This is a genomic window from Streptomyces sp. x-80 (assembly GCF_046549095.1).
GTDB classification, from domain to species: Bacteria; Actinomycetota; Actinomycetes; order Streptomycetales; family Streptomycetaceae; genus Streptomyces; species Streptomyces celluloflavus.
Genome location: NZ_JAJPWM010000001.1, coordinates 560,077 through 573,378 on the forward strand (window position 1 = coordinate 560,077; position 13,302 = coordinate 573,378).

The 13,302-nt window shown below is 70.4% G+C and carries 6 protein-coding genes and 1 pseudogene; 3 read left to right on the forward strand and 4 right to left on the reverse strand.

The features are described from left to right. Positions 1-372: 372 nt before the first annotated feature. Positions 373-1,108: pseudogene (locus ACLJWH_RS02235) on the forward strand (Tn3 family transposase); the annotation flags it as partial. Positions 1,109-1,155: 47 nt separating this feature from the next. On the opposite strand, the gene ACLJWH_RS02240 reads toward ACLJWH_RS02235, so the two are convergent. After that, positions 1,156-1,914, reverse strand: coding sequence for an SDR family NAD(P)-dependent oxidoreductase (locus ACLJWH_RS02240; protein WP_411139908.1), 759 nt, complete (start codon positions 1,912-1,914; stop codon positions 1,156-1,158). Between the two features lie 147 nt (positions 1,915-2,061). On the opposite strand from ACLJWH_RS02240, the gene ACLJWH_RS02245 reads away from it, so the two are divergent. Both ACLJWH_RS02245 and ACLJWH_RS02250 read left to right on the forward strand, forming a co-directional pair. Continuing rightward, entirely contained in the window at positions 2,062-2,697 is a 636-nt protein-coding gene (locus ACLJWH_RS02245; protein WP_411139808.1) for a TetR/AcrR family transcriptional regulator, read from the forward strand. Between the two features lie 234 nt (positions 2,698-2,931). Beyond that, the gene (locus tag ACLJWH_RS02250) at positions 2,932-3,489 is read left to right on the forward strand and encodes a recombinase family protein (protein ID WP_411139809.1); all 558 of its coding nucleotides are present in this window, start codon (positions 2,932-2,934) and stop codon (positions 3,487-3,489) included. On the opposite strand, the gene ACLJWH_RS02255 is transcribed toward ACLJWH_RS02250, so the two are convergent. From ACLJWH_RS02255 to ACLJWH_RS02265, 3 genes are all read right to left on the reverse strand, one after another. Then, positions 3,455-4,342 carry a thioesterase II family protein gene (locus ACLJWH_RS02255; protein WP_411139810.1) on the reverse strand — a complete coding sequence of 296 codons (888 nt, stop codon included), beginning with the start codon at positions 4,340-4,342 and terminating at the stop codon, positions 3,455-3,457. The genes ACLJWH_RS02250 and ACLJWH_RS02255 overlap by 35 nt on opposite strands. Continuing rightward, positions 4,339-12,057 carry an SDR family NAD(P)-dependent oxidoreductase gene (locus ACLJWH_RS02260; RefSeq protein WP_411139811.1) on the reverse strand — a complete coding sequence of 2,573 codons (7,719 nt, stop codon included), beginning with the start codon at positions 12,055-12,057 and terminating at the stop codon, positions 4,339-4,341. The genes ACLJWH_RS02255 and ACLJWH_RS02260 overlap by 4 nt, the downstream gene beginning before the upstream one ends. Before the next feature lie 143 nt (positions 12,058-12,200). Continuing rightward, a complete protein-coding gene (locus ACLJWH_RS02265) occupies positions 12,201-13,046 on the reverse strand; it encodes a class I SAM-dependent methyltransferase (RefSeq protein ID WP_411139812.1) in 846 nt (281 codons plus the stop codon). Positions 13,047-13,302: the final 256 nt, after the last annotated feature.

Sequence of the window (13,302 nt, forward strand, 5' to 3'; positions counted from 1 at the left end):
CGGGCATGAGCGGGGACCCGGGACACCGGTGCCACCGCTCGCTCTCGCTGCTAATTAAGAGCTGCGATCAGGATCGCTACAGTACGGGCGTGCAGGTGGGCACCCGGTCGGGCTGTAAACTCGGCGTCCAGTCAGGAAGGCCGGATGCGACTTGTAGCAGCCTGCCCATCAAAGGGCTCTTCACGACTCCGTCGGCCGGCCTTCCGGACGCCCCATAACTGCTGATTAAGAGTGGCGACTCGATCGCTCGTACGGACTTGCTGGTGGGTGTCCCGACTGTCTGATGATCGTTGCATCTGTAGCCACGAAGACTGGATGCGACTCTCGTACTCCTGCCCATCATGGGGCTCATGTCGACTCCGTCGGCCAGTCGACATGGTGTTCGGCCTGTTCAAGATCCTCGGCTACAACTTCAGCCCCCGGTTCCGTGACCTGGACGACCAGCGGTTCTGGCGGGCCACCCTGCCCGGCGTCGCCACCGGCAGCTACGGCGCGGTGGAGGACCTGGCCCGCAACCGGTGAACCTGAACAAGGTGATCACGCACTGGCCGGACATGCTGAAGGTCGCCGGTTCCCTGCTCACCAACCAGGTCCGCGCCTACGACCTGCTGCGAATGTTCGGACGCGACGGGCGCCCGACCCCGCTGGGTGCGGCCTTCGCCGAGTACGGACGGATCGCGAAGACAGAGCACCTGCTGCGGGGGGCGACCCGGTGGACGACACCTACCGCAGACAGATGAACCGGCAGCTCACCGTGCAGGAGTCCCGCCACAAGCTGGCCCGGGACGTGCGCCACGGCAAGCGGGGCACTATCCACCAGGCGTACCGCGACGGTATGGAGGACCAGCTCGGCGCGCTCGGCCTGGTCCTCAACGCCATCGTGCTCTGGACCACCCGCTACATCGACGCCGCCGTCGTCCAGCTCCAGGCCGAGGGCCACGAGCTCCGGGAGGAGGACGTCGCCGGGCTCTCCCCGCTCAAGCACCGCAACCTGAACCTGCTCGGCCGCTACAGCTTCACCCCGGGCGTCCCATCCGCCGGCGCCCTGTGCCCGCTGCGCGACCCGGACGCGTCGGAACTGGATGAAGACGAGACCGGCGCGGAATGAATCCGGCCCGCCGTTGCCTGCGGCCCGGCGCAGGCTCGCCCGGTTGGTCAGAGGAGGGCGCCGCCGGAGACCTCGATGCGCTGGGCGGTCATCCAGTGCAGGCCCTCGGACGCCAGCGTGGCGATGGCGGCGCCGATCTCCTCGGGTTCGCCGACGCGGCCGAGCGCGGTCTGCCCGGCGAGACCCTGGCGCATCTCGGCGTCATCCCGCATGGCACCGCCGTTGAAGTCGGTGGCGGTCGGCCCCGGGGCAATGGAGTTGACCCGGATGCCGCGGGGGCCGAGTTCCGCGGCCAGAGTGCGGCTCAGGGCCTCGACGGCGGCCTTCGAGGCGGAGTAGACCGAGGTCGCGGGACTGGTGTGGCGAGTCAACGACGACGAGACGTTGATGACGCGGGCGCCCTGCGCCAGCAGCGGCACAAGCGACTGGATGAGGAAGAACGTGCCCCGCACGTTCGTGCCGAACACCGTGTCGAAGTCGTCGGCCGTGACAGCTTCCAGCGGGCCGAAGACACCCACCCCCGCGTTGTTGACCACGATATCGAGCCGCGAAGCCCCCCAGCGCTCAAGCAGTCCGCTCAGCTCGGAAGTGAAGGCTCCGAAAGAGGAGACGTCGCTGATGTCGAGACGCACGACAGCGGCAGTCCCGCCCGCAGCTTGCACTTGCTGCGCCGTCTCCTCGGCCCCGGCCGCATCACCGCGATGGGTGACCACGACCCGCACCCCGCGCGCCGCCAGGGCAAGAGCCGTACTCCGACCCAGGCCACGGTTCGCACCGGTCACCAGAGCGATCCTGTCGACTGTCATCAGCTGCTCCCTCATCGCACGGCACCCGAGAGACGACGGGCGCCGCAATCAGATGCGAGTCGCTTGACTCGCCTTTCCAGCGCACCGTAGGCATGCCAAAAGAGGCGAGTCAAGTGACTCGCCTCGGAGCTAGGGCATACTGCACGCATGGCAGCAGAGCTCTCCACACATCACCGCCGCCTCGCCCAGCAAAAGCGTGAGGCGATCATCTCCGCAGCCACGGACCTCTTCCTGAACCGCGGTTACGACGGCACTTCCCTCGCCCGCATTGCCGAAGGGGCGGCAGTCTCGAAGTCCACCCTGTTCAAGCAGTTCCCCACCAAGGCAGCCCTCTTCGAGGCCATCGTCGCCGAGTCCTGGCAGCGCGACGCCGGAGGCGCTGTCGCACGGCCTCAGGCCGGAGACCTGCGTTCCGGCCTGACCTCCATCGGTCACCGCTACGCCGACCTGATCGGCCGGCCCGGCATGACAGCCCTGTTCCGCATCGTCATCGCCGAGTTGCCCCGCTTCCCCGAACTGGGACGGATGCAGTTCCAGCTCGGCAAGCTGCCCTACTTCACCTCGGTCCAGCACTACCTGGAGTCGGAGCACGAGGCCGGTAACGCCGACGTCCCGGACGCCGAGAGCGCCGCCAACCAGTTCCTCGGGATGATCGCCAACTACGTCCTGTGGCCCCGCATGCTGCTGACCGACTGGGACCCCGCAGCCTCTGACGTCCGCTACGCCGTCGAGCAGGCTGTAGAGACCATGCTCGCCCGCTACACCTCCGATCGACCTGCCTGATCCGAAGCCGGAATTCGTACGCCGGCACCGGGTGCTGGAGGGGCCCGCGGAGCTGCGCCCGTGCGGACCTTCGCTGTCGGGAAACGATCGAATGACGACAGGCGGCCCGCGCGTCCAATCGACCCTGGCTTTCCGGGGGTTCGGAGGGGCGCGAATCCCATCGGATCCGATGGTCGTTGATGACAGGGTTGGGCGACAGGCAAGATCAGATCCACCGCATCGAAGGTCCCCGAGATGGCGAACCTGGTCTACAAGCGGGTCTCGACCGACCAGCAGTCCACCGCCCGGCAGAACTTCGTCCTGGACGAGGCCGGGATCGAGGACCCGGTCGTCTTCGAGGAGGAGGCCGGCACCTCCAGCCGCCTCCACCCGCTGCAGCGGCCGAAGTTCGCCGAGCTGCTGACGTACGCGCAGCCCGGCGACGTCGTCCACGTCTCCGAGATGTTCCGCCTGGTGCGCGGCACCGGACACATCCCTGCCACTCGCCGACCGCGGCCCCGTGATGCGGCGGGTGTGGCCGGCACCCGAGTAGCGCGCGGCCTGCGCCCCGGGGGCGGAGGCACTCTCCGGCTGGCGCCGGACTCGCTGGCAGGGCTACGGCCGCCGCCGAGGCCGACCGAACCTCTCACCGCCGCCTCGCTCATTCCGGCCGAGCGCGACGTAGTGGACGTCGGCGCCGGCGCCAACCGATCAGCCACCACCACGTTCTCACTGGTCAACGGCGCGTCTTCCTCGATCGGACGTCGCGCGAAACGGTTTACCGTCTCCCGTGCTCCGTTCCGAGGTTGCTGACCGGACACTCCCCCGCATGTGAGCCGGGGCCGTTGACTGGACAGACCCACCCTCGCAGGGAGGTGACGATATCGGCGGAGAGCCGGGAGCTGAGGGCTTCGACCTCGTCCAGGGGGTAGGTGTGGTTGCCGGGAAAGAGGCGCGGTGCGGCCGGTTGGCTGCTGATGTCGTTCCAGCCGGCCAAGGCCTCCCGGGAGATGACGGGGTCGTCCTCGCCTCCGTAGAGGGCGAGTTGGGTGTCCAGGGGTGGCCCCTGGTGGGGCGGGCACTGCAGGGCGAGCAGGAGGTCGGCCATCATCGGAATCCAGGTGTTGATCAACGCCCTGGGGTCGCGCTTGGCGTGGTCGGGCAGGCGGCCGAAGAGCTTCTCGATCTCCTTCCGGCCGCCGAGCAGGACGTCCGGGGCCCGTGCGGTGAAGTCGGGGTGGTGGGGGGCTGCCATGGCGGACAAGGCGAGCAGAGTGGGTGGGCGGCGCCCCTGCCGGGTGAGGCATGTGACGGTTTCGTAGGCGATGAGAGCGCCCACGCTGTGACCGAACACGGCATACGGGTGGCCGTCGTCGTCCTGGTCGATGCGTTCCGCGAGGAGCTGCCCGAGGCGGTGCGGGTCGGTGTGCACCGGCGTGCCGGTGGCACGTCCACGTCCGGGCAGTTGCAGGGCGAGCAGGCTGACGGCCGGCGGCAGGTAGGAGGTGAAGGCTTGGAAGTAGGGGGCGCTCATCCCCGCGGGCGGCATGCAGTAGAGGCGCAGGAGGTGTTCGTCGCCGGAGGCCGGGCGCAGGGCGACGAAGTCCGGCTGGTCGATGGAGGTGGTGGGGCGGGGTGCGCTGTGCGTCGGGATGCGGGCGTTCATGCCTGGTCACTCCGCTCGGGGCCGGAGAACGTCTCGGTGGGCTCGGGGGAACCCGGCTGCTGGATGCGGTGCAGGGCTCGCTTGGCTATGTCAGAGAGGTGGGGGGCGCCCATCAGTTCCAGCGTGGGGATCTCGCAGCCGAGATGTCTGCGCAGCGCCGTGGAGAGTTCGAGGAACATCAGGGAGTCGATGCCGAGCAGGTCCAGGCGGCAGGTGCGGTCGAGGCGGTCCACGGGGGTGTGCAGGACGGCGGCGGCAAGCTCGGCGACCTTGTCCTCGATCAGGACGATGGCCTCGCCGTCGCTCATCGCGGCCAGTTTGCCGCGCAAGGTGGTGAGACTGTCGGTGCTCACCTGATGCCGCTGGAGCAGTGCGCCGGTCCTGGGCGCCGCGAGGCGGGGCAGGACGCGGCTGATGCTGTCCCAGTCGAAGCGGCCCAGTGCGACGACGGGGCCCGTCCGAGTGTCGAGAAGCCGGTCGAGTGCGGTGAGCGCGTCGGTGGCGGTGACGGGGGCCATGCCGTAGGAGGCCATCTCCTCGATACGTCCGGTGCGGTGGACGAATCCGGCGTCCGCGATGACACCCCATTGGACGGAGAGGGCGGGCCTGCCGCGTCGGTGCCGCGCTCGGATCAGCGCTTCCGTCGCGGCGTTGGCGGCCACGTAGGGGGCTTGCTGGATGTTGCCGTCGAGGGCGGCTATCGAGCTGTAGGCGAGGAAGAAGTCGGGATCGTGGTCCTCCGCGAAAGCTTCGAGCGCATGAAGTCCCGTGATCTTGGGGGTGAGAACGGTTTCCAGGTGGGTGTCGGTCACGTCGACCAAGGGAGCGTCCTTGAGAACCATGGCGGCGTGCACGACACCGCCCAGACGCCGTTCCCCCAGGGCGGTGCGCACGGAATCGAGGGCACCGGGCCGGGTGATGTCGGCGCCGTGCACGGTGACCTCGGCCCCCGCGGTGCGAAGCTCGTCAAGAAGTGTCGCGGCACCGGGCGTTCGAGCGCCACGGCGTCCGATGAGATGGAGATGGCGGGCGCCGCGTGCGGCGAGGTGTCGAGCCGTGGCGGCGCCGAATCCTGCCAGGCCACCGGTGACGACGTAAGCGGCGTCGGCGTCCAGTGCGCTCGGCGGCCCGCAGTCGAGGACCGGCGGCGGGGCGTCGAAGCTTATGACGATCTTCCCGATGTGCCGGGCGTGGCGCAGCAGGCTGAACGCCTCACCGAAGCGGTGCGCGGGGAAGGTCTGATGGGGCGCCGGCCTCCAGCGGCCCGTGGCGACGGCTTCTGCCAGCTGAGTGAAGTGGCGCCGGACCACGGGCGTCCGCCGGTCGTGCAGGTCCAGGGTGTCCACGCCGAAGAACGAGACGTTGCGGGCCAGGGGGGAAACGGGCACTGGTTCGTCCCGCTCGGCATCGCGTCGGCCGAGTTCGATGAAGCGTCCCTGCGGGGCGAGCAGATGCAGGCTGCGCAGACGGGCCTCGCCGGGCAGAGAGTTCAGGACGACGTCGACACCGCGGCCGTCGGTCAGGTCTGCGACCTGCTCGGCGAAGTCCAGGGTGCGTGAGTCCAGCACGTGCTCGACGCCCAGCAGGCGCAGCAGGCTCCGTTTGGCGGGGGTGCCGGCCGTGGCGATGACGTGCGCGCCGGTCCGCTGGGCGAGTTGCAGGGCGGCCAACCCGACGCCCCCGGCGGCAGCGTGCACGAGGACGGTGTCGTCCTCGGTGAGGCCGGCGCACTGCTGGAGAGCGTGGTGGGCGGTGAGGAACGCGGTGGGCAGGGTGGCTGCCGCGGTGAATTCCATGGTGTCGGGCAGCGGTATGACGTGATCGCTGGAGGCGAGAACGTGGGAGGCCAGGGCGGTGTGGGCCATGGCAGCGACACGGTCGCCCGGTGCGAGACGGGTGACGCCGGGGCCGACCGCGGTGATGGTGCCCGCGCAGTCCAGGCCGAGGCCGAGGAAGCCGTGGCGCCGGGCTGCGGGCAGGGAACTGTCACCGGTCGCGGTCAGCAGGTCGTGGTGGTTCAGCGCTGCCGCGGCGGTTCGGATGAGGACTTCTCCTGCGGCCGGGCGGAGCGCGGGGGCGGCGTGCCAGGTGAAGAGGGGATGCCGTCCGGGGGCGTCCACGTGCAGGGCGTAGTGGGGCTCGGATCCGGAGGTGGCCTCGGTGTCGGGCAGTGAGGTGACACGCGTGGCGAAGCGCCCGTGCGGCGTGAGGACCACCTCGTCGTCGACGAGCTCCTCGGGGCTGCCCGCCGCGGCTGCGCTGCCCTCGAGGTGGTGCAGTTCGTGCAGGAGCCGCTGAAGGGTGCCGTCGTCGCCGGGTTCGGTCAAGGCGATGCGCCGTACGCTCAGCGCGGGGTGTTCGTTGGCCAGGCTTCGCGCGGCGCCCCACAGGGGGGCGGCATGGGGGGAGGGTGGCGGGGTAAGTGGCAGCTGACTGCCGGCGTCGACGATCCAGACGCGCAGACTTTCTTCGCGGGTCTGGGCACTCCGGGTCCAGGCACGGGTGAGGTCACGCAGTGCGGCAAGCTGCCGGACGCCGTGGTCGGTGTGTTGCTGTGGCCCTGTGTGGTCGGCTGGCTCAGCGAGGAGGATCACGTCGCTCACCGGTCGGGCGGGACGGAGGCCGTCTGCCGCACCGGTCAGTTCACGGGTCCAGGAGTCCGCACCGCTTGCCTCGGTGATGTGCTGGACGCGGCCGTCGGGGCTTGAGGCGAGCAGCGCTCGGGTCAGCCGGGTCACCAACTCGGTGGGGGCGTCGGCGGTGGGTGTGCTCAGCAGCCAGGACCGGTGCGTCGCGTTGTCGAGAGCCGCCTGGGCGGCGGAGGGCCGTCGCCCCTCCGATGCGGCGGGAGGAGGAGTACGGTCCGCCGTCTTCTCGGGGACGGAGCGGGCGGTGCGCTCTGCCACGATGAGGGACACGTAGGGCCGGTCCGCTGCGGTGTCGTCATACTGCCCGGTGGTCGCGAAGCCGCAGTCGGCGAGGAGTTCGGGCCAGCGGTCGTAGGGCACCAGTGGGCCCTCGGGGCGGACGCCCTGGTCGGTGGAGAGCCAGAAGGAGTCCAGCAGGCCGAACACCGAGGCCAGGAGTTCCACGCTGTGGGTCTCCAGGGCGATCAGCTGGCCGCCGTCGGCGAGCAGGGTGGCCGTGGAGCGCAGGGCGCGGGAGATGTCGCTCGTGGCGTGCAGGATGTTCGCGGCGATGACGAGGTCGTAGACGCCTGGTTCGAAGCCTTGGGCCACGGGGTCACCGTCTGCGTCCAGCACCTGGTGGGTGAGGAAGTCGTAGGAGTGGAAGCGCTTCTGGGCGGCGGGGAAGAAGGCGGGTGAGACGTCGGTGAAGGTGTAGTGGACACGCTCGGGCGGCAGGTGCGGCAGGAGGGCGGCGGTGGTGGCGCCGGTGCCCGCCCCGACTTCGAGGATGCGCAGCGGCCGGTCGGCGGGCCACCGCTCGACGATGTCGCGGACCCAGCGGACGAGCGCATGGGTGTGCGGAGCGAAGAAGGTGCTGGCCTCGTAGAACCGTTGGACGAGGTTGTCGGACTCGGAGAAGAGCAGTTCCAGAGGGTTGGCGTCACCGGTGAGGACATCGGCGAGACGGCCCGCGCACACACCGTAGGTGAGGACGGTGACGGCCTGACCGGGAAAGTCCTCGAGCAGACGGCTGAACAGCTCTTCGGGGCGTGGCGCGGCCGGAATGCTCCAGGCGTCGGGCCCGGTGGCGGTGAGGGTGCCGTGGCTGACGGCCTGGAGCAGCAGGACGTCGAGGAGCTTCGCGTGCCTGGGCTCGACTCCTGCGTCGACGAGGTCGGTCAGGCCGAACGAGGAATGCTTCCGGGTCGGGAGCAGGTGGCGCACGGCCTGGGCCGTGAAGTGGGCGCAGACTTCGAGCAGACGGGGCCGGAGCGCGTCGCTGATCCGGTGCAGCCGGCTCAGGTCGGCGTCCTCCTGTGCCCTGACGACTGCCGGAAGTGACCGCGGGTCAGGAAGCGGGCTCCGGGCGGGTCCGGGCTGGCCGGGTACGGGCGCCGCGCGCAGGACTTCGGTGAGGCGGTCCAGCTCGTCCGCGGTCGCGGTCTCGAACCGTCGCAGTTCGCAGCCGAGCAGTTCCATGCACACGTCACCGTCGTCGTTGCACACGGTGATGTCCCACCGGGCGTCGGCGCCGGTGGCGCGGGTGACGTGGGTGAAGCCGGAGGAGGGCAGGGCCTGCCAGCTGCGGACGGTGGTGATGCGGGCAGGCAGGAACGGGGCAGGCCGGGCCGCGGTGAACATCAGCGGCAGGCAGGTCTGCAGGGCGCCGTCCACCAGTGTGGGGTGGGCGATGACTCCGTGTCCGGGCTCCGTCGGCGCGGTGGACTCGTAGCGTGCCAGGCTCTCGTCCGGCCCGGTGTGCAGGTGTGTGACGGTCCGGAACGCCGGCCCGTAGTCGAGCCCGGCCCGGTGGGCGGCTGCGTAGTGCTCAAGGCCAGGGCGCTTGTCCGGCAGGCGGCGTTCCAGGGCGGCGATGTCCAGGCAGGGAGGCTGCGGGCGTAGCAGACTCCGCACACCGGCGCAGACGTGCTCGGTCCAGTCCTGTTCACCCGTGCGGCTTCGGATGGTGAGCCTGCCGTCCTGGGCGAGGTGGGTGGCCAGGTGGACGTCGTCCGCGTCCGAGGGGCTCGCCGAGTCGGCGCTCCAGTCGAGGGTCAGCGCCCGGTCGATGGCCAGGCCGGTGATTTCGAGTGGTGCGTCGTGCCGGCTCCGCGCGGCGGCCAGGGCCATCTCCACGAAGCCCGCGGCGGGCCAGACGACAGCATCTGCGACCCGGTGGTCTTCGATCCAGGACAGCCGGTCGGTGTCCAGACGGTTCAGCCACGCAGCTTCCGGCCCGGCCTGGCGGGATCCGAGGAGGGGATGGCCACCGGTGGTGTCCCCACCAGGGGTGTCTTCCTGCCACCAGGACTGGTCGCCGTTCCAGTGCCGCTCGCGCTGCCACGTCACCGCCGGCAGGTCGGCCACCGCGCCGGGGCGGGGGAAGTAGCTGTCCCAGTCCACCGCCGCTCCGGCGGCGAGTACCCGCAGGACGGTCTGTCGCAGTGCGTCCGCGTTGGCGAACGTCCGGGACAGTGTGGGGACGATGACCCCGGGGGCGTGGGCTTCGCCGGTGGCACGTCGCAGATAGGCGGTCAGCACGGGGTGAGGGCCGATCTCGACCAGGACGTCGCAGGCGGCCTCGCCGGCTGTCAGTACGGTGGCGGCCTGGTGGAAGCGGACGGGGCGGCGGATGTTGGCCCACCAGTATGCGGCGTCCAGGTCGTCTCCTGAACCGGTGCGGCCGGTCACCGTGGAGATCATGGGTATACGGAAGGACCCCGGGGCCAGGGATTCCAGTGCACGGGTCAGCTGGTCACGCACGGGGTCCATGGCCGCCGTGTGGAAGGCGTAGTCCAGGCCCAGGTCGCGGAAGAAGACGCCGTCGGAATCCAGTGCGGCGCCAAGGGCCGCGAGGTCCTCGTGCGAGCCTGCGAAGGTGACGTCCTGGTCGGAGTTGATCGCGGCGATCTCCACGCGGTCGTGCAGCCGATCCCGCTCGAGCCGTTCCCTGGCGGCATGTTCGCTCAGGCCCACCGCGGCCATTCCCCCCGATCCTGCGGTGGCGGCCTGCGCCAGGCTGCGGGCGGCGATGACACGGCAGGCCTGGGCCCGGGTGAGGCCGCCTGCGCAGTACGCGGCGGCCACTTCCCCGACGCTGTGTCCCATGACGGCGTGCGGATCGACGCCCCGGGCGGACAGTGCGCCGACCAGACCCGCCTGCACGGCGAACAGCACCGGCTGCGCGACTTCCGTACGGTCCCAGCGGGAGGCGTCGGGACAGGCCAGCTCCTCGCGCACACTCCAGCCGAGCAGGGGCTCAAGTTCGCTGCTGACGGCTTCGACTTCCGCGGTGAAGGCGCTGTCCTGGCCGAGGAGTTCGGCGCCCATGCCCGCCCACTGCGAGCCGTTCCCGCAGAAGACGAAGCCGATCCGGCCTCCGCCCACGAGGCGTTCGGTGGCAGTGTCGATCCCCTGGCCTCGTGCCGCCTGGGCCAGGACTTCGGCGGCCTGGGTGAGGCCGGTCGCGAAGAAGGCCGTGCGGTGGCGGCGCCGGGTCCGTCGTCGGCACGAGGTGTAGGCGGCGGCGTACAGGGCCTCGGGCCCCTGTGAGGGATCGGCGGCCAGTGCGGTGAAGTGCTCCGCCCAGGACTCCAGGGTGGCGGTCAGCGCCTGGGGCGTGTGCGCGGAGACGATGACCGGCAGCGGCCGTGCCGCGGTGCTGACGGCCGGCGCGGCGGCGACCTCGCCCACCGCGGCGTTGTCGGCGGCATCCGCCAGGGCTGGTGCCGCGGCCGGTACAGGCGGTGAGGCGAGGACGGCGTGCGCGTTGGCACCGCCGATGCCGAAGGAGTTGATGCCGACCACCACACGGCTGGTGCCGGGAACGGGACGGGCGGCGAGTACCGGTCGCAGACCGAGGCGGTCGAAGTCGATCTTCGGGTTGGGGGGATCGGCGTGCAGAGTCTGCGGTATGGAACGAGATTGGATCACGACCAGCGACTTCAGGAGCCCCGCCATCCCGGCCGCTGCCTCAAGGTGCCCGAGATTGGACTTGATCGAACCGATCGGAAGCGGTGCGTCGGCACGGTGGCTGCCGAGTACCTCCCCCAGCGCGGCGGACTCGACGGGGTCGCCGACCAGGGTTCCGGTGCCGTGCGCCTCCAGGTAGGACACCTCACGCGGGTCGATGCCGGCGGTGGCGTACACGCGGCGCAGGAGTGCTGCCTGGGTGCGTGCACTCGGCGCGGACAGGCCCACGGTGCGCCCGTCGGAGTTGAGTGCGGTGGCCAGGATGACGGCGTGCACCCGGTCGCCGTCGGCGAGCGCCGCGGCCACGGGTTTCAGGACGAGCATCACCGCGCCCTCGGAGCGTACGAAGCCGTCGGCGGCGGCTCCGAAGGGGTGGCAACGCCCCGTCGGGGAGAGCACTCCGGCCTGCTCGAAGCCGACGAAGAGGCCCGGTGACAGCATCAGGTTCACCGCGCCCGCCAGGGCGAGCGGGCTGCGTCCGGTACGCAGGTGCTCGCATGCCTGGTGCAGCGCGGTCAGGCCGGAGGAGCAGGCGGTGTCCACGGCGTTGGACGGGCCGGTCAGATCCAGTTCGTACGAGACGCGGTTGGCCGTGGTCGACAGGAATCCGCCGGTCGCGGTGTAGGGGTTGCTCGAACGCAGGCGGCGGGCCTGTAGGTCGGCGTAGTCATGGCTGGAGACGCCGGTGACGACGGCGGTTTCGCTGCCCGCCAGGGAATTGATGTCGAGGGCGGCGTCGTCGAGGGCCTCGACCGCGCACTCGAGCAGCAGACGCTGCTGCGGGTCGATACGGGAGGCTTCCCTGGGAGTGACGCCGAAGTACGAGGTGTCAAAGCCGGTGACTTCCGGTTCGGGCAGGAAACCGCCCGCCGTGGAGTGGAACTTACCCGGTTTCCCGGGACCACGGGCTTGATGGGCGCTGAGGTCGAAGCGGTCCGAGGGCATGGTGCCGACCAGGTCGCGCCCTTCGTGCAGGGCCTGGCCGAGCTGGTCCAACCGGTGGATGCCGCCCGGCAGGCGCAGGCCCACCCCGACCACCGCCACCGCATCAGCAGGCAGGCAGGCGGGATCGGAGGCGGTGGTGTACGCAGAGGAGGGACGGGGTTCAGCCATGGGGGTCTCCGTGTAAGCGGCGCAGGTCCGGGTCTCAGTGATGGTGACGCAACAGCTGGGGGTGTTGGTTCGGCAGTCACGTACTGAGGCGATTGTTCGGACCAGTCCGCGGTGTCCACTCCCGGAGCCGTCAGGCCGAGGCGCTACCCGGTCGGCCGCACGGGCTTCCGGCCCCATACGGAGACGGCGTTCATGCCGAGATCCGTGAAGCCCGGATGGTCGATCAGAGACAGCGCCGCGTCCAACTCGCCGGCCAGGGCGGCACTGCTCAGGGCCGCGAAGTCGCGGAGTTGGGCAAACGACAGACGCCAGAACTCATCCGCAGGACCGCCGTCACCGATCATCACCGGCTGCACCCTCATGCCGCCGAAGGTGAAGCCGCCGTCGGTCACCAGGGCTTGCAACCGTCGGCCCAGGCGGAGATCGCTGCCCTGGGAGACCCCGAGGGTCTGCTCGGCAAGGCGCAGCCCCTGACGCATCACCGGGTGAGGGGAGGCATCGGCGGGCCCCAGGTCGAGGTCCTCGACCAGGAGGAGACCACCGGGACTCAGCCACTCGGCCATGGCGGCCAGCACGTGTGCGGGGTCGGCCAGATGGCACAGGACCATCCGGGCGTGGATCACCTCGAAGGAGTCGGCGGGAAAGCCGTCCTGGGTCACATCGTGGCGCAGGACGGTGATGCGCTCTTCGGCCGCGAGCCTCTCGAAGAAGCGGGTGTCGATATCCGTCGCGGTGACGTCACCGTTCGGACAGACCCGGGCAAGTATGCGGGCCACCGACCCCGCACCTGCCCCGACTTCCAGACAACGGGCCGTGGCAGGCACGCCTGCCTGCCTCAAGTATCGCTCGGTGAGCGGATCCCACAGGTCCTCCAGTGCACGCAGCCGGCCCTGCTCACCGGCCTTCTGATGCCCGAAAGCCCCGGTCTCGTAGCCGGGCGCCGTCTCGGGACCGGGCCGGCGCCCGGTGACGGGGTTGAGTCGGGTCATGGACAGGTCTCCCTGGGCCGAGTATCGAATGTGCTGGTCACAGCCACTCGTCGAGGGTCGCTACACGGGCGGTCGCCTCCGCGGCCGGACCGCGAGCCTGACGGGTCTCGTGGCCACGGAACGGTACCTCTTGCGGTGATCGATGCCGCACCCGACCGCCTGCGAGGCTTGCACGCCCAGCGGGACCTCCAGGAGTTGCCTTCAAATGTCACGCCCACATCAGGAGCGAGGCGAGGGTGGCGGGCATTCCCCCGGT

Excerpts from the sequence above, each read along its gene's own strand:
- ACLJWH_RS02240 (WP_411139908.1), bottom strand. The coding sequence starts at position 1,914 with ATGACAGTCGACAGGATCGCTCTGGTGACCGGTGCGAACCGTGGCCTG.
- ACLJWH_RS02245 (WP_411139808.1), top strand. The coding sequence starts at position 2,062 with ATGGCAGCAGAGCTCTCCACACATCACCGCCGCCTCGCCCAGCAAAAG.
- ACLJWH_RS02250 (WP_411139809.1), top strand. The coding sequence starts at position 2,932 with ATGGCGAACCTGGTCTACAAGCGGGTCTCGACCGACCAGCAGTCCACC.
- ACLJWH_RS02255 (WP_411139810.1), bottom strand. The coding sequence starts at position 4,342 with ATGAACGCCCGCATCCCGACGCACAGCGCACCCCGCCCCACCACCTCC.
- ACLJWH_RS02260 (WP_411139811.1), bottom strand. The coding sequence starts at position 12,057 with ATGGCTGAACCCCGTCCCTCCTCTGCGTACACCACCGCCTCCGATCCC.
- ACLJWH_RS02265 (WP_411139812.1), bottom strand. The coding sequence starts at position 13,046 with ATGACCCGACTCAACCCCGTCACCGGGCGCCGGCCCGGTCCCGAGACG.